Source organism: Paenibacillus sp. QJM3NY_38, from assembly GCF_056173265.1.
Genome location: NZ_CM149665.1, coordinates 4,441,789 through 4,460,406 on the forward strand (window position 1 = coordinate 4,441,789; position 18,618 = coordinate 4,460,406).

The following is an 18,618-nucleotide window of genomic DNA, read 5'->3' on the forward strand; positions in this document are numbered from 1 at the left end:
TAGGCACAACATTCCTTACTAAATGTGGGGATGTTACATCATTATGATCCAACTGCTTAGGTGGTGTCAATCTGGAGCAGACTCCTGGCGAAATAGCAAAAAATCCCTGGATTACAGCCCGTAGACCGTAACCAAGGATTCATTCATCATCTCTTTATTTGTCCCCCAGGATTTATTCAAGGAAATCCTTGAGACGTTTGCTGCGGCTCGGATGACGCAATTTACGAAGCGCCTTCGCCTCGATCTGCCGAATGCGTTCACGCGTAACGCCGAATACCTGGCCTACTTCCTCCAGGGTGCGGGTCCGTCCATCCTCAAGTCCAAAGCGCAGCCGGAGCACATTCTCTTCACGCTCGGTGAGCGTATCCAGCACTTCCTCCAGCTGTTCCTTCAGCAGCTCAAACGCTGCGGCATCTGCCGGCGCCAATGCGTCCTGATCCTCAATGAAATCACCCAGGTTGGAGTCGCTTTCCTCGCCGACCGGCGTTTCCAGAGACACAGGTTCTTGGGATACCTTCTGGATCTCACGTACTTTTTCCGGCGAGATATCCATCTCTTTACCGATTTCTTCCGGTGTCGGTTCGCGTCCCAGCTCCTGAAGGAGCTGCCTGGAGACACGTACGAGCTTATTAATCGTCTCTACCATATGCACCGGAATCCGGATGGTTCTTGCTTGGTCAGCAATCGAGCGGGTAATCGCCTGGCGAATCCACCAAGTGGCATACGTACTAAACTTAAATCCCTTGGAGTAGTCGAACTTCTCCACCGCTTTGATCAGGCCCATATTGCCTTCCTGTATCAGATCCAGGAACTGCATTCCCCGGCCAGCATAGCGTCTTGCTATACTTACAACGAGACGAAGATTCGCTTCGGCCAGACGGCGTTTCGCTTCTTCATCTCCCTCCTCTATTCGTTTGGACAGTTCCACTTCTTCATCGGCTGTAAGGAGGGGAACACGACCGATTTCTTTCAGGTACATGCGAACCGGATCGCTAATCTTGATGCCTGGTGGAAGTGAGAGATCGTCATGAACCGAAAAATCCTCTGTCGGAGAATTAGCCGCTTTCTCTGTTTCCGTAACCTCTCGTTCCAATGCAAAATCCGCACTTTGACGGTTCTCCATTCTATGCCCCCCTGTTGACAATCCCATATTTTCATGCTAATCTAGCATTAGGTTATTATGACATTAAGCCAATAGTTATTTATCCTTCATTCTAGCATATTTTTCACACTATATCAACTTCTAATATATTCTAGTTCTGTTCACCCGATCTCAGGCTGAGATCGGGTTTTTATATGCTTCATCTTCTTACACTACATATGCTACGTTTACTTAAGCTGATCTAGTACCGCTTTCGTTTCTTGATTCAGAGATTTCACATCGGGAGCCTTCACGGGCTCATCGCTCAGCTGATATTTGTGCTTTAGTTCAAGCGTTGCCCTCACCCGGTCGTTCAGCATCTCCTCCGGGATCACGCCGCTATGGGCAGCCCCGGTTAATGCCTGAATGACGGCTTCTTCCAATGCATATTCATGTCCGATCAGAATCATGTTGCTCCCTGCTACGACGGACTTCACGGAAGCCTCTCCTACGTCTGTGCTGCCGGAAATCGCCCCCATTGTCATATCATCCGTAATAACGACACCCTTAAACCCCATTTCTTCCCTTAACAAATCGTTGATAACGGGTTTCGAATAGGAGGATGGCGTATCCGGATCGATGCTCTTCATCAGAAGATGCGCAACCATGACCACATCGGCTCCTTCATCAATCGCTTGTTGAAACGGTACCAGCTCCAATTCATGCAGTCGCTTCAGATCATGGTCAACAACGGGCAGCCCAAGATGGGAATCGACCGAAGTATCGCCATGCCCAGGGAAATGCTTCACTACAGGAACGACACCATTCTCCTGTATCCCCTTCATTGAGGCGATTCCATGCGTGCTTACGGTTTCGGCCGTTGTGCCAAAGGATCGATCGCCGATGACCGGATTGTTCGGGTTGCTATCAATATCCAGCACCGGGGCAAAAACCATATTGATTCCGACTCCCGACACCTTCTGCGCGATAAGACCGCCAACTTGCTTGGTCAGCGTAAGATCATCGCTCCTCCCAATTTTACCACTTGACGGCAGCTTCACGTATTCATCAGGAAAACGGGTAACCCGTCCGCCCTCCTCATCAATGCTCAGCCAGAGCGGAACCGGATTCGCAGCATTTGCTTTTTTCAGCTCATTCAGCAGGTCTGCCGACTGCTTGGCGTTCTCGATATTATCCTTAAAAAGGATTATACCGCCTACATGGTAATCCTCCAGCAATCTGCGCGAGGTATCATCCATGGTAGTCCCTTCGATTCCAACCAGCACCAACTGACCGATCTTCTCCTTGACGGTCATGCTATTCAGAAGCTCCGTTACCGCATCTTCAGTCCCGTTCTCGGGCAGATCCCCTTCCTCGCCTTTGTTGTCCGAGCTGCCAGATGGACCCGGAGTCCCGTCTTCATCAGCTGGAGACGGGGTCTGCGGCTCCTGTATTTCCTCCGACGGCGAAGCTCCTTGTCCGTTGTCCCCGGGGTTGCCCGGTTCGGCTCCGCCCCGACAACCTGTCACAGCCAATAGCAAGATGACAACCAGCATCGTTAAGCACATCCATTTTGTCTTACGCCTCAACATTGTCACCTTCCTTCAAATTCACACTACATATATTCGTCCTCTGTTCCATAGAGTCCTTCCATCATAACATGATTTCCATACAGTCCAAACCAGCTGAAGCTGCCCGCTTGAAGTACAAAAGAGCCGCGTCAATAGCGACCCTTCTTCGCCTATTTAAGCAAGCCGAGCTTACGGGCTTGCTCCTCTGTTAATATAAACTGCTCTGTGTCCCACACTTCATCCTCATCCGTTCTTCCGAACATCAGCATAATATCATCCCATATATTCTTTTGCATCGCTTCAGCTTGCGTGATAATCACCTTCATATTCACGTCATTCCTTTCCTTGGAACCATCTCCTACTACATATACAACCATCAAAGATCATATCGAATCGAATCACAAGCAAAAGCCTGCAGATAGTATCTGCAGGCAGGATCTGTACTATAACTAGGAATATGCAGGATGATATTTAATCCACGCCATGGCAATGGTGCCTTCGCCGGCATGAATACCCGCAACGGGAATAAAGGTCATGATTTCCGTTTTCAACGCCGGATGGGCTCCGCTGATTTCCTTCTGGATCTCCTCGGCCTCTTCTACGTTGTTCGCGTGCATGATGCAGACCTTTTTAATTTTCTGCAAATCCATTTTCATAAGCTCCAGCATTCGTGACTTGGCCTTCTTGAACGTCCGGATTTTCTCTTCCACAATGACCTTGCCTTCATCAAAACGGAGCAGCAAATGAATGCGGAGCAGGTTGCTGAGAAGAAGCTGGGTGCCGGATACCCGGCCGCTGCTATGAAGCCGGTGCAGACTTGCCGGAATAAGGTAGAACGACATATTTTGTACCATGGACTGGATTTTATCTTTTATCACCTGCACGGTATCCCCCTGGCTATGCCAGTGAATCCCGGACATGATCATTTCACGTACCGGAAACGCTCCCGCTTGGGAATCGATGCCAACCACGGGTACCTCGGCAATCTCTGCCGCCTGCATAGATGAATTCAAGGTACCGCTGAGCTCGGATGAACAGTGAATGGCGATGATATCATCATACTTCACTTTCAAGGATTCATATAATTCGATGAATTCACCGATTGGAGGCTGTGAACTGCTGACTTTCGGTTCATCTTTCATTCTTTCATAAAAGGCCTCAGCCGAAATATCAATTCCTTCCCTGTACTCCTCCTGTCCAAGTATCAACCTCAAAGGTACAATATAAATATGATTTTCCTTGGCGAAGTCAGGATCGATCGTACTCGTGCTGTCGGTTACCCATGCTATGGATCTCATTATCGTGTTCACGTCTCGCTTTCGTGTAGTAAGAAGTAGGAAAGGAAGCGATTAAAGCCGCTAAATTCATCATATCTTACCCTTACAGCGTATTGCAAACGAAAGGATTGTGATTTCATGGCTGCACATCGGTTCGCCACACAAAAGCCTTATTTTCGCTCTGCGTTATACCCCTTTTCTCCAAAAGGTTCCAGCTGTTCAATCCAATATGCCTCCCGTTTGCTGACCGCGTCCTTCAGATCATAGAACGGATCCTGCTTCGGTTCTATGGTCTCCAGAATCTCGAAGACAAAAGCATCCTCGCCATACTCATTCCATTCCCGCTGAAGCGTCTTATTGTAGCTCGTTCCCATCTGCAGCTCGAATCGTTTGCCGTTCATGGTCTTCAAGTTATTCGTTCCGGCCACAAACACTTTGCCGTTCTTTGTGTTTCGAATTTGATACACGCCTGCTTCGATCTTGATTTCCTTATACATTTGATTTAGTTCCTGTCTGCGATTCATCGCGTTAAACCCTCCTAATCTTAGCGTTTACGTCGTTAACCAGTACTCGCTTCCATCATCCTTGCGATCCAAAAAACCATATTCAATCAAATACCGGCGAATCGTCACATAATCGGGATGGTCCCTCCCGATCGTATCGTTGATTTCTTGCTCCGTATATTTGACGTCCGGTTGAAAACGAGCTGCGATTTCTCGCAACACGACGTACTTCTGCTTCTCTTTGAGCTTAAATGTCTTCAGCGGACCATCGGTCCCTTCAGGAAACACCTTGGCCAGGATCGCTTGCCGCTCTTCTTCGGTGACATTGTAGCGCTCATCCACCATCTTGGCCCGCTTGGGAATCTCCACAAATGCCGGTGCATGGTCATCCTTTTCCTTCAGCAGCTCCATTAAAGTCAGCAGAACTTTGGACTGTCTTTCCTTCTCCTTCAAGGCAAACCGGTGATTGCGAATCGTCGAAGCACTGCCTATGCCGAGCTCCTGTTGCACCTCTTTATCGTTCATGCCTTGATAGAAGAGCTGCAGCAATCGATTCTGATGCTCGGTTAATCCAGTCAGCTTCTTATCGAGCCCTGACAGATACTGAAATACGGAGCCATGCTCCCGGCGGATATGAATGGTCATGTATCGTTCTGACTCATATAACACATCCTGGTCCGGATAGATGATCCCTTTCTCGATCGTCTTGCCGCACAGGAGGCATACCCATACGGGACCTTCGTCGATATAACCTTGCTTAAGTTCATCTATAGAAGCATTCCAGAAACGCTCGTTCGGATCCAATGCAAACACCACTTTTCATTTAGTAATTTATATAGACATTTTATATTTTTGTCTATAGCATGTCAATCACACTTCATTTCGATATATTATTTCTTCCTCCCTTCTGTAGAACCTGCTAGAATAGAGGTTGCTGCTGTAAAATTTAGGGGGTATCATCATGAGTTTCATCCAACAGTCGGCAAAAGAAATGCGTTCTTGGCCGCGCAACATCAAGCTGTTTTTTCTAGCCAACGTGCTGTATCAGATCGGTACCGGCATGTTTAGCGTGCTCTACAATTTGTACATACAAGGTCTTGGGTATAATGACTCCATGAATGGAACAGTGGTCAGTATTCAATCCCTGGCAACGGCATTAATGTTCATTCCGATTGGCCTGATCGGAGACCGCGGCAGCCGTAAGCGAATCCTCGTCCTGGGGGCATTGTTAAGCGGTGCGGGGCTGATCGCGCGCTCTTTTCTGGAGAGCGAGTTCAGCTTGCTTGGTCTTGCGGTATATACCGGTCTGTTCGCATCCTTTTTTCAGGTGCTGGCTATCCCCTTTCTAGCGGAAAACACGGCGAAATCGGCTCGCATGCGGATCTTCAGCATTCACGCCTCGCTTGTCCTTGCTTCTCAAGTGCTCGGCAGCATGGGAGGCGGATTCTTGGCGGATGCCCTGCAGGCCGTTGGTATGAATAAGGTCGGCAGCTTGAAAACCGCGCTATTCATAGGCGGCCTGGCTACCTTGGCGGCATTTATCCCGCTCTTATTCACAGCCGATCAGAAGGCCGAAGACATACAGGCACTGGATGCACCGCTTCCTGATCATCAACCGGCTCAGGCAGGAAGAGCAGTAAACGCCTCCGGTTTGGGGGATTACAAAATCATCGGGCAGTTCGCGCTTGCCCAATTATTAATCGGCCTGGGCTCAGGGCTTGTCGTGCCTTATTTGAATTTGTACTTTACCAACCGCTTCTCGGTATCGTTATCGGCAGTCGGCATTCTGATATCACTCGGACAAGTCATGACGATTGTATCGATGCTGATCGGACCAACGCTGGTAAATCGGGTGGGAGCCGTCAGGGCCGTTGTGCTCTTTCAAGTCCTATCCTTGCCCTTCCTGCTGTTAACCGGGTTCACGAACGTACTCCTCATTGCATCGGTCGGCTTCCTGTTCCGCCAAGCCTTGATGAATGCCGCCAATCCGATACAATCCTCGATTCTGATTGACCGTGTACCGGATCACCGAAGAGGAATCGCCAATTCGGTTACGCAAACGGCCTTCATGCTGGGCTGGGCCACCATGGGACCCGTACAATCCAAACTCGTCACCACTTACGGCAGCTATTGGGGGTATGCGATCACATTTTGCATTACCGGAACGCTTTATGTTGTATCTTCGTTTCTATACTACCGAATGTTCCGTGAGCGCAAGAGCAGCAGTCTCTCCTCCTCCGATACCGCCGCTACTCTCTAGCCTCAACCCGCAGAGGTTTCACATGGAGCGGAACAGCTCCATCGGCTACAGCAATGGTCCGGGCCTGGAAACTTCCCTTATACCGGAAGACAGGCCCCAATATCGGATTGCGCACCTCAACGGATATCCGGTATCGTTGATTCCCGTCATCATACCATTCGTTTACATCGGCTGTTCCGGTGAACCACCGGGGAAATCGAAACTGCAAGAGCCCCTCATAAAATCTCTGCTCCCCCGATTGAATGCAAATGCCGCCGCTCTCCCCCGCGGCTATCCGGAGATCGACCGCCAAGTGCTGTTTATTCCCTAAATAATCCACAACTCGGCTCCGCTGCGTACTATAGATCATCGTGGCATCAAACCGCCTTTGGACACCCGGAAAATCAAAGCTGCGACACCAAGTAACCGTTTCTCTTCCCCATTCGTCACGATAAGCATAATTCTCAATCCGAAACGGGATCCCTTTCCCTCGATTCGGAAACATAATATGCCGCATCGTGCCGATATAGAGAGGCAGTGCAGCCCAAGGCGCGTACCAGATCTCTTCCATGACGCCTTCGCCAATCGAAGCGATGTGATCCTTGCTGTCAAACCCGAACCGCTCCCGAATTTTGGGATGGAGCATTTGAAATTGCGAGCCTAGCGCTTGTTCATAGATCGAGGTCACGTCTTTCCCCTCCTTTTTTGCGGGATTTATCCCCGGGGACGGGTTTTCGTGCCGGGCGGTAGGCGCTTGGTAAATCTGCAGCGGACAGCGAAGCCATCAAGCAAAACCCCATCATGGATCCACTAAGCGTTAACGGATTGAACGGGGCCTTCATTAACTGAGGGTCTGTTATCCATGCGCCAAGCATCAAGATCGCAAGCAAGCTCATCAGCAGCCTGTACCACAACCGACTCTTGTGAAAGAGCAGCGTCAATAAGCCGAACCCGATCTCGGCAATGCCGAGTAGGGTTAGTACCACCCCCTCCAGCTCTCCAGCCAAGCCCGACTGCCTCAACAGATCAAGCTCCCCGGCTTCCGGGAACAACAGCTTCGGTACCAGCCCCTCATAACACCATAGAACGACCAGCATCATCACGCTCAAGGCATGGATGAATGCCTTCCGGATCGTTACCGAGGGCGGAATATCCTTCTCTGCCCACAATCGCAGCACATCAAAGCTCCAAGCCGTCGCCAGGCCGAATAAAGGCCGGAACAACAAACGGTCAAACCAGGCGCCCGCCAGGCCGAACCGCGTTTTGTAATCGTATTGGGTAGAGAAACGTATGCCCCCGCTCCCCTTGTCCGCATACTTCCAATAGCCGCTTCCCTCCCGAATGAGGGAGCTGCGCTGATCCGAGCCGAATCGCAGCACCGAGATCCGTTTCCCCGTCTTCGGGTGAACAGCCGTTTTCGTGGCTCCCGCCCCTGTCACTTCCAGTCCGAACCCAATGCGGGTTTTATATAAAAACCGCTGAATATTCGAATCAGCCTCCGGTACATAATGAATCTCGGAAAATCGCAGATCCCACTGTTGATGCAGCTCAGGCTTTTGCGTCAACGTCCACAGTTTATCCATATCCGTCTGGATATCGAGTTCAACATAGATCGGATTTCTCTTCATGCGCTTAGCTCCCCTCGGGATGTCCCCTAGTTTCTAAAGCCGGACACCTCTCTATCTACAAGTCATTTTACAGCCGCCGGGGACTCGCCGTTAGACCTCACTTTTGTAGAACATACCAAGAAGAGGTACTACGTTTCGTAGTACCTCTTCCGATCCTTCGATATGATCCAGTCTTAATCCGCACCTGTGCTAGTTGTCGTTCTCTCTTACAATCCCTTTCCGGCGGACCTTCTCCACGGCTTCCTTGCTGCTTCTTACCCCGAGCTTTTTTAAAATTTTATTGATCTGGTTCTTGAGCGTGCTCTCGGTTTTGAACAGTTTCTGCTCCATTTGGGAATGGGTGTACCCTTCATCCAACAGATCAAACACCTCACGCTCCGCAGGCGTTAAGCCGCGAAGCTGCTCTTCGCGCTTGAGGCGGGCAAATTCCTTGAGCAGCACCTCCATCGACCCCGGATGAAGCACGGCGCTTCGGATCGCTGCCGGAAGCTCCTTAAACCTCGGCTTCTCAATATAATTGACGGCTCCAGCCGTAAAGGATTGCATGATCACCAGCTCGTCCCCCAGCGAGGTCAGCATGATGACCTTGGCCTGCGGTTTACGCTCAAGAATTTCCGCGGCTGTGTATATCCCGTCAAGTCGGCCTGCAGTCAGCTGAATATCCATTAGCACGATGTCAAAGGAGAGAATTTGCGCCATCGCAATCGCTTGTTCGGGCGACTCGGCCGTGCCGACAACGATCATGTCTTCCTGCGCATTCAGAAAAACGGTCATCGATTTAACCCAATCCGGATCATCCTCTACCAAGAAGATTTGTATGCGGTTCAAGCTTCTTCCCTCCCGGATAAACGAATGATTTTACTACGCGGAAAATATAACGAAATCTCCGTACCAACCGATTCGCGGCTCTCCAGACTTACGGAACCACCGCTTTTCTTCATCACGTTATAAACATACGACAAACCAAGCCCGAAGTTATCTTTATTGTTGCCCTTGGTACTGTAAAAAGGTTCAAACACAAGCTCCTGCTGCGCTCTTGGAATGCCGGTCCCGTTATCTTTAACGGTAATCGCCGCTCCTTTGCGGTCAGCCGTTATCGTTATCGTAATCAGCCCACCCTCAGGCATTGCCTCCACGCTGTTGCGAATGAGATTGCTGATCGCTTCCTTCAAATGGACGGTATCTGCGAGCAGCCACGGCCGCTGGCGGCAGATTACGTTCAATTCGACGCCATGCCTGCGCAGCAGATCCTGCTCGCGGAGCTGCAGTTCTGCAAGCAGCTGATCCACGCGGACTGGCTGTTCCACCAGCTTAAACGCCTTCATCTGCTGCTGCATGCGTCCCACCATGGCAAGCAGATGCTCGGATGAATTCGCTATGACTTCAAGCTGTTCGATGGCAACGCCGTTGTCCTGTGGCAGCAGCCGCTTTACATTTTCCGTGCTCATCGCAATCTTCCCGATCTCGTTCTTAATGGTATGATTCAGCATCGATGTCCCCGAGCTGACGGCCTGCATCGTGCGATCCAGCGGATCGCGCTCGAATTTCAGGCGTACACCCAGGACGCCGTACACAAAGGTACAAATGACGGCAACGCCCAGCGAATACAGAATGAACAGGAACACGTACCGGAATGAATCATAACCGGGCGAGATCAGATTTCCCACATTAATCAGCAGCATCACGCCGAGCAGGGTAGGCACCATAATCCAGGTGGTGATCCACATGCCTTTGCGTTTTTGCGGATTCATCTCGAGCGACAACGCGCGAATTAGCAAGGCACATGCGGCCACATAATAGGGAACCGTCCACACGAATAACCAGCCATAATGAATTCGGTAAGCTTCCGTCAAAAACACCTGGGCCAGCATCGCGAGCACCGGCAGAAACAAACCTAATTTGAAATCGCGCATTCTCTTATGATCCTCGGGCCTCCGGGTATACACCATGCAAAATATTAACACGCCGTACGGTGTCAACGTATGGTTGAGAAATTGAATCCACGGCTCGTACCGCCCCGCGATAAACCCCGCAGGCACAAGCAAATCTGTCAAGCCGCCGATTCCTGCGCTCCACAGAAAGAAAGCCGCCCAGCGGTTCACCTCGCTCCGTGGCTGATTGAACAGCAGCACAGCCGCCGCGCTCCAAAGCGCTACCACATAATATATCATGACGCATCGTCCATTCTCTTCGCGAATATAATTTCATCCTACCACAATTGTTACAGCAGCGGGACCTCTTAGCTTGCCTTCAGCGAACAAGTCGGATCCATCGAATCATGAAATTCATCCTGCTTCGACACTTCGATTTTTACATAGCGAAAACATTCAGTTTACATTCAGCCGTATTTAAGAAAGCTATCAGGAACGATTGATAGGATAGATTTCGTAAGCAATCAAGCACACGAATGATAGAGAGAAACGAGGTGGAATCATGACAACCCCATTGAAATACCGGAACGAGCTTAAGTTTTTTGTGAATATTCACCAGTACCGAATCATCCGTCAACGATTAAGAAATCTGGTGACCTACGATCAGCACGCAGGCCCCGGCGGGGAATATCACATTCGAAGCTTGTACTTTGACGATATCAACAACAAAGCCTTATACGAGAAGCTGGCTGGGGTTCGGGACCGGGTCAAATACCGCATCCGTATCTACAACGTAACCGACAGCACCATTCATTTTGAGAAAAAAATCAAATTCCGGGATTACATTGCCAAGCTGAAGGAGCCGCTCACAAGGGAGATGGCCGATCAGATCATGGCCGGTCAATACGAATGTCTCTATCAGCCGGACAAGCCATTGATGATGGAGCTGTATCACGAGATGAAGCATAAGCTGCTGCGGCCCAAGGTCATTGTCGATTATGTCCGCGAGCCGTATGTCTGCGCCAACGGAAATGTCCGAATTACGTTTGACAAGGAGCTTCGAACCGGCCTGCACTCCACGGATCTGTTCAATCGGAATCTCCTGCCCATCCGGGCGATCGATGAGAATCTGATTATACTCGAGGTCAAATATGACGAATACATCCCGGATTACATCAAAATCGCACTGCAGCTGGAAGGACTGGGCCGTCAATCGGCCTCCAAATACGTGATGTGCCGTAAATTTCTGAAATATAACACATGGGAGGATCAATAATTCATGAATACCACATCGACTTCAAGCAATACGAGCACCACCAATTTTTCGGATATCGTCAAAAAATCCGTGATGGAAAATTTCGTATCCGATATCAGCATCGCCAAAATTCTGATTACGCTGGCCGTTGCCTTTGTTATCGGGTTATTCATCTATCTGCTCTATAAAAGAGTCTTCAGCGGCGTGCTGTATTCCAAAAGCTTTAACGTGTCTCTGATCGGGATGACCATGATCACGGCCGTTGTCATCATAGCCATTAACTCCAATCTCGTGCTCTCACTCGGTATGGTCGGCGCACTCTCCATTGTCCGTTTCCGTACGCCCATCAAGGACCCAACCGATCTGATCTTCCTGTTCTGGGCCGCAGTTGCCGGGATCGTAACCGGAGCCGGGTTCTACACGCTGGCTGCCATGGGCTCCATCGTAGTCGGTCTGATCCTGTTCTTCTTCATTAAAAAAGCAACGGTGGATACGCCTTATCTGCTCGTGATTCATTGCGAGAATGAACAGAGCGAGCAAGCCGTAAAAGAGCAAATCGGTCAAGCCGTGAAGCGTTATAATCTGAAGCAAAAAACCGTGACCCCAGGCAGCATCGAGCTGACACTGGAAGTAAGGCTGCGCGACGCCGAAGGCCAGTTCGTGAACAAGCTGTCCCAGTTGCCAGGTGTTCATAACGCGGTTCTGATCAGTTACAGTGGCGACTATGTATCCTAAGTCAGGCGGTGGTCAGAGATGATAAAAAAAAGAATGACGGGCCAACTGTTCCTCGTGATGGCCATTATCCTACTAATCTCAGGCTGCGAGTGGACACCCACGGCCGCCGGGACGGTAAGCAGCACCGAGAGCGATGCTCAGCAGGAGCAGCAAATGGATTCAACGGTTTTTCCGAAAGATAAGGTTATTGATGTAAAAATCACGATTGACGAAGCTGATTTTCAGGATATGCTGGACAACGCCAGCGCTGAAGAATATAAAGAAGCATCCGTCAATTACAACGGCATGCAATTTGATCATGTCGGCATTCGCACCAAAGGCAATTTAAGCCTGCGCAGCGTGGTGAATTCGGACTCCGACCGCTACAGCTTCAAAATATCCTTTGACGAATACCTTAATCAGACCTTGAATGGAATCAGCAAAATCAATCTGAACAACAACTACAGCGACGCCTCGTATATGCGGGAATTCCTGACCTACGAGCTGGCGGATTCCGTAGGACTGCCGACGCCCGGCTTTTCCTACGTCAACGTATATGTTAACGATGAATTATGGGGGTTCTACCTCGCGATTGAACAGATTGGCGACTCCTATCTGCAGCGTCATTTCAATAATTCCTACGGCGCGTTGTACAAGGCAGAAATGACCGGGGCAGGCAGCGATCTGACGTGGCTTGGCAATGATCCCGATTCCTACACCGGGCTTGTCATGAAATCCAAATCATCCAATGACGATATATTGATCGACATGCTGGATGAGCTTAATAACGGCACCGATTATGAGAAGGTGCTGGATGTCGATAATGTGCTCAAGTACGTTGCCTTGAACGTGGTTGCCTCCAATATGGACAGTTATCTGGGATCGAACAAACAGAACTATTATTTATATGAGAACAACGGCATTTTCTCCGTCCTCCCTTGGGATTATAATATGGCATTCGGGGGGCTTGGGGGCTCCAGCATCCTCATTGACGAGCCAACCCAGGGGGCTTTGGCGGAACGGCCCCTGATTGCCAAGCTGCTCGAGGTTGACGAATATAAGGAACGCTATCACGCCATCCTCTCGGAGATGCTGGAGGGCTACATGCAGCAGGAAACGTTCAATGAACGAGTTGCGCAATTACAAGACTTGATTTCCGAGCACGTAAAGCAAGACCCACGACCTTTCTATTCCTATGAGGAGTATGAGCAATCCATCCCGACACTCACCTCATACGTTCAAAAATCAATGGATAACCTCCAGCAGCAGCTGGATGGAACGCTCCCCTCCGCTGGCGATGGAAGCGGCAGCGGTGGCGGTATGGGTCCCGGCGGTGGTCGCGGCATGCGACCTGGCGGCGAGACGAATGGAGCCGGATCGTTTCCCCCTAACGATGCCCCGGCCGAAGGCATCTCTGGCGGGAACACGCCTGCCTACAACGACAGTGCTGCCCATGATTCTTCTGACGACGCGTCGGGAAGTAGCGCCGACGTTACCAATAGCAAAGATGAAGGAGATCTTGACACCGCGCTTGAAGGGGACGAACCTTCCTTGTCCGTCGTATCGTCTGTCGGATCGAGCACTAGCAGTTCCAACGAAAAAACAGCGATTGATGCTGCTCCAGCCGTAACTACGGAACCATCACCAAATGCAGCGGAGCTCCCTGAAGATCAAACCCAATCGTCGGAGCAGCCCACTTCCGATGACAATCAACCAACCATGCCTCAGACTCCCGGCCAGAATGGGCAAAGCCAGATGCAGGATTTCCCTCAGGGGCAGATGGGGAACGGATTCGGCGGCGAGTTTGGCGGTCAAATGCAGGGAGGCCCAGGAATGGGCCGGCCGGGCGAGGGGTCAAACGGGGCTGCCGAGGAACAAGGAAGTGCCAAGGAGGCCTTGTACGCCGGCGTATCAATCGTACTGCTGCTTCTCTCTTGTCTCTTCGTGACGTTGTATAAACGAAAAAGGCTGTAATTATCAAACAAGGGCAGTTCCAAAGGTCAATACACCTTTGGAACTGCCCCTTTATATCCGAACGTTTTAACCTATGACCAATGGATTAAAACTATTTCAATGAACCACGTGATCATTATGGGCGCACCGATAAGGACCATGCCCATCGCCATGACAATCCTCGTCGTATTTCTAGACAGCTTGTGCTGGGTCGCGGCTGAACGATACCAGCCGCTGAACTGCAGGCGATTCCGGTAGAGTACAAGAAACCACAATACATTCCCGGCGAACAGGAACAGCCAATATAGTCCATTCCAGGGTATCCAGCTCTTCAGTATTTGATGTTCTATGTTGCCCAGAACCATGACAAAGATCATCATAATGATCATCATTCGAATCATTTCCAGAATGGATGAGGCCAATTTGGTCATAACGCTTGCTCCTTTTCAATCATGCTGGCTTTGATATTACTATTTTTCCATTATACAGCAAAAACAAGCTCATGATAAGCAAAAGGGCGATATGGCCATGATGTACCCATACCGCCTGCTATAATTTTGAGACAAACGAATACCGGCATCAGCAATTTAACCACTCCTAAAAAAACCATCACGGAGCCGGCTATTTCATGGGGCCTAACTAATTAAATTTCAAACAAGCAGCCGATCACTTGCCGGCTGCCGCTTCCATCATCGTTTTAACAAAAAAATAAAAACCCGTTGGAATTAATCATCAACGGATTTTAAAAAATTCAATTTTTTAGCTACTCGGCTATTAAGCGAGTATGTTATCGTCTTACAATTTATGTTCCATACAACATAAATTTTCGGGCTTTTACTTGTAACTTTTGAAACTGGATAACTTAGGCCAATCGTTTGACTGGTCCCCTCTTGGCTCAATAGCTATAATTCATGTTGCGCAGGTATCGTTTAGATGAACAAACGTTATTTCTGATTGGAGATAAATGCTGCTGCAAAATTGCGTAAATCATCATTATCAGCGGTAAAAACGCCAAACACGTGGAATTCCTTATAGTTTGGCGTTTTTTCGTTACGCACAAAATCATTGCTTGAAAATCATCGAATTCTTTTTAGAAAGGCATCTCTACCAGTAAAATTATTGAACTTAGTTTGTTTTATTCTGCAAAATGACCTGCTAGTTCAGTTACATCATAACCATTTATAATTTCATATCTTGTAATTCGATTGCTAGTATTTCTAGCATCATATAACTCTAGGTTACTTTCGTTTAGAAAAGTGATACCAAACCTATCTTCTTGGTTTACTTGAATAATCAAATCATATCGATAGTCTGTATTTGGAATGTATTGGTTATGCTTTTTAAGCAATTTAATTGTATTTAAGTTCTTCATAATATTTCTTATATCGCCTTCTTCATTAATTGTTACTTCTTCACGCTCTAAAGTATCGGACGATATTCGAGTAATTTTGATTTCATTTATTTCAGATATTGAAATTTGTTCCGAAACTACATTTTGAAATGAAAGGTTTTTTTGTGAAAAGTACATTATAACAGCTACAATTATGACAACTAGAATCACAACGCCGATCAGTAACTTTTTTGAATTGATTCTCATTTTGCCACTCCTTTATTCTTTCCTATAGTTTAAATCAATTCCATCCCTTAGCTCACGGTCCCTATTGTAATATATCTTTTGTATAATTTCCAATATCATGTTCTTTTTTACTTTTTTTCGAAATTCTTCCTGTTTTTTGAGCGTTAAATAGTTATAGAGGGCCGTAATTTATTTCTAAATAAGGAGGTAATTCTATTGAGAAAAAAAATCGGGTTACTCTTAGCAGTAACATCACTGGTAGGTACACTATTTATTGGTAGCGCTAATAATGGTAATGTAGCCTCAGCTGATCCTATTCGTCCTCAAGCAGTTACAGCAACCGACACAGATTTGATCTCAATTTGGATCGTCGATGATTCAGGAGCGCGTGTTTATAGCCCTGTAAGTGTCACAACAACCGCACAAATTAATGCTACCACCTCAGGATCGAATTGGGTTGCTACTAGAAGGGAATTAATTAGCTCAACTCATAAAAATGCATTCTTAGCTTATCCGAATGCAACATGGGGAGCAGGAACGCTAGAACTACGTGGTAGTAATGTCTCTTTACCAAAAAAAGGTTCATATATAGGTCAGCCTGGACTTGAATATTCCGGTAAATATAATGATACTAGCCAAACGTATAGTTCAACATCTGCTCCGGCACGCGGCTCCACAGTATTTTATGGCGGCTTCGGATCTTTTCAAATCGATAATACTGCATGGGTTGATTTTACTTGGTAAAGGAGGGTTTAATAAATGAAAAACAACAAAAAAATGATTATTTCTCTTGGCATTTTGTTGACAGGAGCCCTAACATTTGGTGCAATATCATCTTCTGCAATTGATCCACTGACTTCAGAGCTGAACCGTATTAAAACAAATACGGAAATTAATAATAAGACAGAAACAAGTGTTTTGGTACATGTTGGTCAAAGAGAAATAACTACTACTGATGTATTGAACTACAGGGAACATAATAGTCTATCCCAATCAACAACCAACTTTACTGACTCTGACATTCTTAAACATATGATTAAAGAAGAATTGTTCCTTCAATTAGCTGAAAAAGAAGGTGTATCAGCAACTTTAGAACAAGGAAAACTTGAAGCAAACAGAATGAGGGAGTTGTTAAATCAACAGTCAAAAGAAGTACAGGATACACAAAAAAAATTTATTGAAGCTTATGGAGTCACCGAGGACGAGCACTGGGAAAATGTCGCCCCGGCTATATACCAAAAGCTTTTATCTAAACAAAATTTAGCTGAGAAGATTTTGAATGAACAGAATTCTTTACAAAAAGAACCATCCGATACAGCATCATTAATAAATCAATATAAAGAGCAACTATTTAAATCAGCAATTACGGATGGAACTGTCAAAGTACTTGATAACAGCATCAGATTTTGATTAGTATGTTTCTTTAAATTGTGCTTTAAGTATTGTACGGATCCAATAAATAGGCCCTCTAGCTATTTTTACTGAAAAGAGCCTGAATTATTATTGAACTGCATCCCAATTGTTAGACATAACCTAACAGTTGGAGGTGCAGTTTTTTTAAAAACATTACACCAACTCTCTAAAGCGGTTTTAATACCAGTTATAATTGTAAAAAGAGCAGGCTGCTTTAGCCTGCTCGACATTAATAAGTTTTATTAAATTACTAACGTTACCGGTTATTATAGTTACGTCTGTTTAGAATAATCTTCAGGTGGTATTATTGTTGTGATTATTAAATAACGGTATACCATTCAGTAGCTCGACTGACGCAGGCATTGTTTTCACCTGGATGTAAATAACCTTTTTCTCGACTTCAACTTTATCCAAAGATAACGTATAGGAGAATCCGACATCCATCTTATAGGCAAGGATAGATGCCCAATATTTCGCCACGAATCCAATCTCTCGACCATCCTTCGTATAGACCTTGATTGCATTCTTGTCAAAGAGATTCTCTACTCACGGACAAGCTGTAAGGCATCTCCTTTATTAACCGATCGAATCACCTTAAGGCGGTTTCCTACGTTAATTCCTACTACCGGAATCCGCTGAAATTAGCTGAAGGATATACATATTAAGTTTACTTCACCATCCACAAAATGGGAATATCTATTGAGCACTGCCCGATATCTTAATGAAATTGCACGGAAACATAGTTAGATACTAATCTAATCGGTAATCGGCTCATGTTCTTGTCCTTTTCGGCAATCGGTACAAGTTCTTGTCCTTGACTCGGGACAAGAACTTTTACCGATAAAACAAAAAAGCCGCTATTTTAGCGACTTTCAATGGGACTATGTTCTTGGCCCCCGACATAACTCTGCTTGTTGATCGTGTACCGATTGTTTTCTTATAAAGTATGAATCCAGCTTCCGGCTGACCCATAAGGACAGTACGATGAAGGCAAGGACTCCGAACAATTTAAAAGGTTCCGCAATAAAATCGGACAGGTTGGCACCGATGTAAGAGACACAGAACACCATAATGCCCTTGCCCAAGGTGACAGCCATCAAATAGGACATCAGGTTCATTCTGGCCAGCCCAGCGGCCACATTGACCGCGACAAACGGTCCAACGGGAAGTATGCCAAGCAGGAAAACGTAACTGAAACCGTTGCGCTGAATCCATCGCATACCACGCTGAACTTTAGGTTTTTTTGCCCAGCGTTCGATCAGAGGTGTACCGGATATTTTGCGCACGATGAGAAAGGTCGTTAAACATCCTGCCACCATACCGATCCAGGAGTAAAGAAACCCTGCCCAAAGCCCATACACCGCCGCATTCACACCCACGATTACGATCGTGGGCATCGGTGGAATGAAGGATTTCAGGAACGTCAGAAGGATGCCCGGCAGCGGGCCTAATGCTCTAAATTGGTCCAATAACCATTCCAGGTTGCTCTCTGTAAAGTAAGACATGATGTCCAAGTAGCCAATCAATGACTTCACCC

At 47.4% G+C, this 18,618-nt stretch carries 19 protein-coding genes and 1 pseudogene; 6 read left to right on the forward strand and 14 right to left on the reverse strand.

Going from position 1 to position 18,618, the window contains the following annotated elements:
- Positions 1-172 precede the first annotated feature (172 nt).
- From rpoD to AC0VZ8_RS20445, 6 genes and pseudogenes are all read right to left on the reverse strand, one after another.
- A pseudogene (gene rpoD, locus AC0VZ8_RS20420) lies at positions 173-1,042 on the reverse strand (RNA polymerase sigma factor RpoD); the annotation flags it as partial.
- A 287-nt stretch (positions 1,043-1,329) separates the two neighbouring features.
- A complete protein-coding gene (gene nagZ / locus AC0VZ8_RS20425; RefSeq protein WP_475484233.1) occupies positions 1,330-2,673 on the reverse strand; it encodes a beta-N-acetylhexosaminidase in 1,344 nt (447 codons plus the stop codon).
- 149 nt (positions 2,674-2,822) lie between these two features.
- Positions 2,823-2,984 (reverse strand): hypothetical protein, encoded by a 162-nt coding sequence (locus AC0VZ8_RS20430; RefSeq protein ID WP_181469803.1) that lies wholly within the window; start codon positions 2,982-2,984, stop codon positions 2,823-2,825.
- 117 nt (positions 2,985-3,101) lie between these two features.
- A complete protein-coding gene (locus tag AC0VZ8_RS20435; RefSeq protein ID WP_260065362.1) occupies positions 3,102-3,950 on the reverse strand; it encodes a DegV family protein in 849 nt (282 codons plus the stop codon).
- A 149-nt stretch (positions 3,951-4,099) separates the two neighbouring features.
- Positions 4,100-4,453, reverse strand: a complete 354-nt coding sequence (locus tag AC0VZ8_RS20440; RefSeq protein WP_076322047.1) for a GIY-YIG nuclease family protein — start codon at positions 4,451-4,453, stop codon at positions 4,100-4,102.
- Between the two features lie 27 nt (positions 4,454-4,480).
- Positions 4,481-5,236 (reverse strand): DUF2087 domain-containing protein, encoded by a 756-nt coding sequence (locus tag AC0VZ8_RS20445; protein ID WP_071220271.1) that lies wholly within the window; start codon positions 5,234-5,236, stop codon positions 4,481-4,483.
- Between the two features lie 157 nt (positions 5,237-5,393).
- On the opposite strand from AC0VZ8_RS20445, the gene AC0VZ8_RS20450 reads away from it, so the two are divergent.
- Positions 5,394-6,692, forward strand: a complete 1,299-nt coding sequence (locus AC0VZ8_RS20450) for an MFS transporter (protein WP_475484234.1) — start codon at positions 5,394-5,396, stop codon at positions 6,690-6,692.
- Here the strand turns inward: AC0VZ8_RS20450 and AC0VZ8_RS20455 are convergent.
- The 4 genes from AC0VZ8_RS20455 to AC0VZ8_RS20470 all read right to left on the reverse strand — a co-directional run bounded on the left by AC0VZ8_RS20455 (position 6,682) and on the right by AC0VZ8_RS20470 (position 10,470).
- On the reverse strand, positions 6,682-7,359 hold the full coding sequence (locus tag AC0VZ8_RS20455; RefSeq protein WP_475484235.1) for a DUF4166 domain-containing protein: 678 nt from the start codon (positions 7,357-7,359) through the stop codon (positions 6,682-6,684). The two genes, AC0VZ8_RS20450 and AC0VZ8_RS20455, sit on opposite strands and share 11 nt — an antisense overlap.
- The gene (locus AC0VZ8_RS20460; protein ID WP_071220268.1) at positions 7,343-8,299 is read right to left on the reverse strand and encodes a DoxX-like family protein; all 957 of its coding nucleotides are present in this window, start codon (positions 8,297-8,299) and stop codon (positions 7,343-7,345) included. The genes AC0VZ8_RS20455 and AC0VZ8_RS20460 overlap by 17 nt, the downstream gene beginning before the upstream one ends.
- Before the next feature lie 189 nt (positions 8,300-8,488).
- Positions 8,489-9,127, reverse strand: a complete 639-nt coding sequence (locus tag AC0VZ8_RS20465; protein ID WP_071220267.1) for a response regulator transcription factor — start codon at positions 9,125-9,127, stop codon at positions 8,489-8,491.
- Positions 9,124-10,470: a sensor histidine kinase gene (locus AC0VZ8_RS20470; RefSeq protein ID WP_475484236.1), complete on the reverse strand. Its 1,347-nt coding sequence runs from the start codon at positions 10,468-10,470 to the stop codon at positions 9,124-9,126. The genes AC0VZ8_RS20465 and AC0VZ8_RS20470 overlap by 4 nt, the downstream gene beginning before the upstream one ends.
- Positions 10,471-10,732: 262 nt before the next feature.
- Between AC0VZ8_RS20470 and AC0VZ8_RS20475 the strand changes: the two genes are divergently transcribed.
- The 3 genes from AC0VZ8_RS20475 to AC0VZ8_RS20485 are packed head-to-tail and all read left to right on the forward strand — an operon-like array spanning position 10,733 to position 14,113.
- On the forward strand, positions 10,733-11,446 hold the full coding sequence (locus AC0VZ8_RS20475; RefSeq protein WP_475484237.1) for a polyphosphate polymerase domain-containing protein: 714 nt from the start codon (positions 10,733-10,735) through the stop codon (positions 11,444-11,446).
- 3 nt (positions 11,447-11,449) lie between these two features.
- Positions 11,450-12,160: a DUF4956 domain-containing protein gene (locus AC0VZ8_RS20480; protein WP_071220264.1), complete on the forward strand. Its 711-nt coding sequence runs from the start codon at positions 11,450-11,452 to the stop codon at positions 12,158-12,160.
- A gap of 18 nt (positions 12,161-12,178) precedes the next feature.
- Positions 12,179-14,113, forward strand: a complete 1,935-nt coding sequence (locus AC0VZ8_RS20485; RefSeq protein WP_475484238.1) for a CotH kinase family protein — start codon at positions 12,179-12,181, stop codon at positions 14,111-14,113.
- A 71-nt stretch (positions 14,114-14,184) separates the two neighbouring features.
- On the opposite strand, the gene AC0VZ8_RS20490 is transcribed toward AC0VZ8_RS20485, so the two are convergent.
- Complete coding sequence (locus tag AC0VZ8_RS20490) at positions 14,185-14,523, reverse strand: hypothetical protein (RefSeq protein WP_260065334.1); 339 nt, start codon at positions 14,521-14,523, stop codon at positions 14,185-14,187.
- A 704-nt stretch (positions 14,524-15,227) separates the two neighbouring features.
- Entirely contained in the window at positions 15,228-15,689 is a 462-nt protein-coding gene (locus AC0VZ8_RS20495) for a hypothetical protein (protein WP_475484239.1), read from the reverse strand.
- A 195-nt stretch (positions 15,690-15,884) separates the two neighbouring features.
- Between AC0VZ8_RS20495 and AC0VZ8_RS20500 the strand changes: the two genes are divergently transcribed.
- Together AC0VZ8_RS20500 and AC0VZ8_RS20505 are read left to right on the forward strand one after the other, a co-directional pair.
- Complete coding sequence (locus AC0VZ8_RS20500) at positions 15,885-16,412, forward strand: hypothetical protein (RefSeq protein ID WP_220684679.1); 528 nt, start codon at positions 15,885-15,887, stop codon at positions 16,410-16,412.
- A gap of 15 nt (positions 16,413-16,427) precedes the next feature.
- Positions 16,428-17,078, forward strand: a complete 651-nt coding sequence (locus AC0VZ8_RS20505) for a peptidylprolyl isomerase (protein ID WP_475484240.1) — start codon at positions 16,428-16,430, stop codon at positions 17,076-17,078.
- Positions 17,079-17,375: 297 nt separating this feature from the next.
- Here AC0VZ8_RS20505 and AC0VZ8_RS20510 read toward each other — a convergent pair whose 3' ends face one another.
- Positions 17,376-17,600: a hypothetical protein gene (locus AC0VZ8_RS20510; protein ID WP_475487731.1), complete on the reverse strand. Its 225-nt coding sequence runs from the start codon at positions 17,598-17,600 to the stop codon at positions 17,376-17,378.
- A gap of 362 nt (positions 17,601-17,962) precedes the next feature.
- Positions 17,963-18,586, reverse strand: a complete 624-nt coding sequence (locus AC0VZ8_RS20515) for a TVP38/TMEM64 family protein (RefSeq protein WP_220684677.1) — start codon at positions 18,584-18,586, stop codon at positions 17,963-17,965.
- Positions 18,587-18,618 lie beyond the last annotated feature (32 nt).

Coding starts and splice junctions, on each gene's coding strand:
- nagZ (WP_475484233.1), bottom strand. CDS start 2,673: ATGTTGAGGCGTAAGACAAAATGGATGTGCTTAACGATGCTGGTTGTC.
- AC0VZ8_RS20470 (WP_475484236.1), bottom strand. CDS start 10,470: ATGATATATTATGTGGTAGCGCTTTGGAGCGCGGCGGCTGTGCTGCTG.
- AC0VZ8_RS20435 (WP_260065362.1), bottom strand. CDS start 3,950: ATGAGATCCATAGCATGGGTAACCGACAGCACGAGTACGATCGATCCT.
- AC0VZ8_RS20450 (WP_475484234.1), top strand. CDS start 5,394: ATGAGTTTCATCCAACAGTCGGCAAAAGAAATGCGTTCTTGGCCGCGC.
- AC0VZ8_RS20475 (WP_475484237.1), top strand. CDS start 10,733: ATGACAACCCCATTGAAATACCGGAACGAGCTTAAGTTTTTTGTGAAT.
- AC0VZ8_RS20495 (WP_475484239.1), bottom strand. CDS start 15,689: ATGAGAATCAATTCAAAAAAGTTACTGATCGGCGTTGTGATTCTAGTT.
- AC0VZ8_RS20440 (WP_076322047.1), bottom strand. CDS start 4,453: ATGAATCGCAGACAGGAACTAAATCAAATGTATAAGGAAATCAAGATC.
- AC0VZ8_RS20490 (WP_260065334.1), bottom strand. CDS start 14,523: ATGACCAAATTGGCCTCATCCATTCTGGAAATGATTCGAATGATGATC.
- AC0VZ8_RS20460 (WP_071220268.1), bottom strand. CDS start 8,299: ATGAAGAGAAATCCGATCTATGTTGAACTCGATATCCAGACGGATATG.
- AC0VZ8_RS20505 (WP_475484240.1), top strand. CDS start 16,428: ATGAAAAACAACAAAAAAATGATTATTTCTCTTGGCATTTTGTTGACA.
- AC0VZ8_RS20515 (WP_220684677.1), bottom strand. CDS start 18,586: ATGTCTTACTTTACAGAGAGCAACCTGGAATGGTTATTGGACCAATTT.
- AC0VZ8_RS20480 (WP_071220264.1), top strand. CDS start 11,450: ATGAATACCACATCGACTTCAAGCAATACGAGCACCACCAATTTTTCG.
- AC0VZ8_RS20485 (WP_475484238.1), top strand. CDS start 12,179: ATGATAAAAAAAAGAATGACGGGCCAACTGTTCCTCGTGATGGCCATT.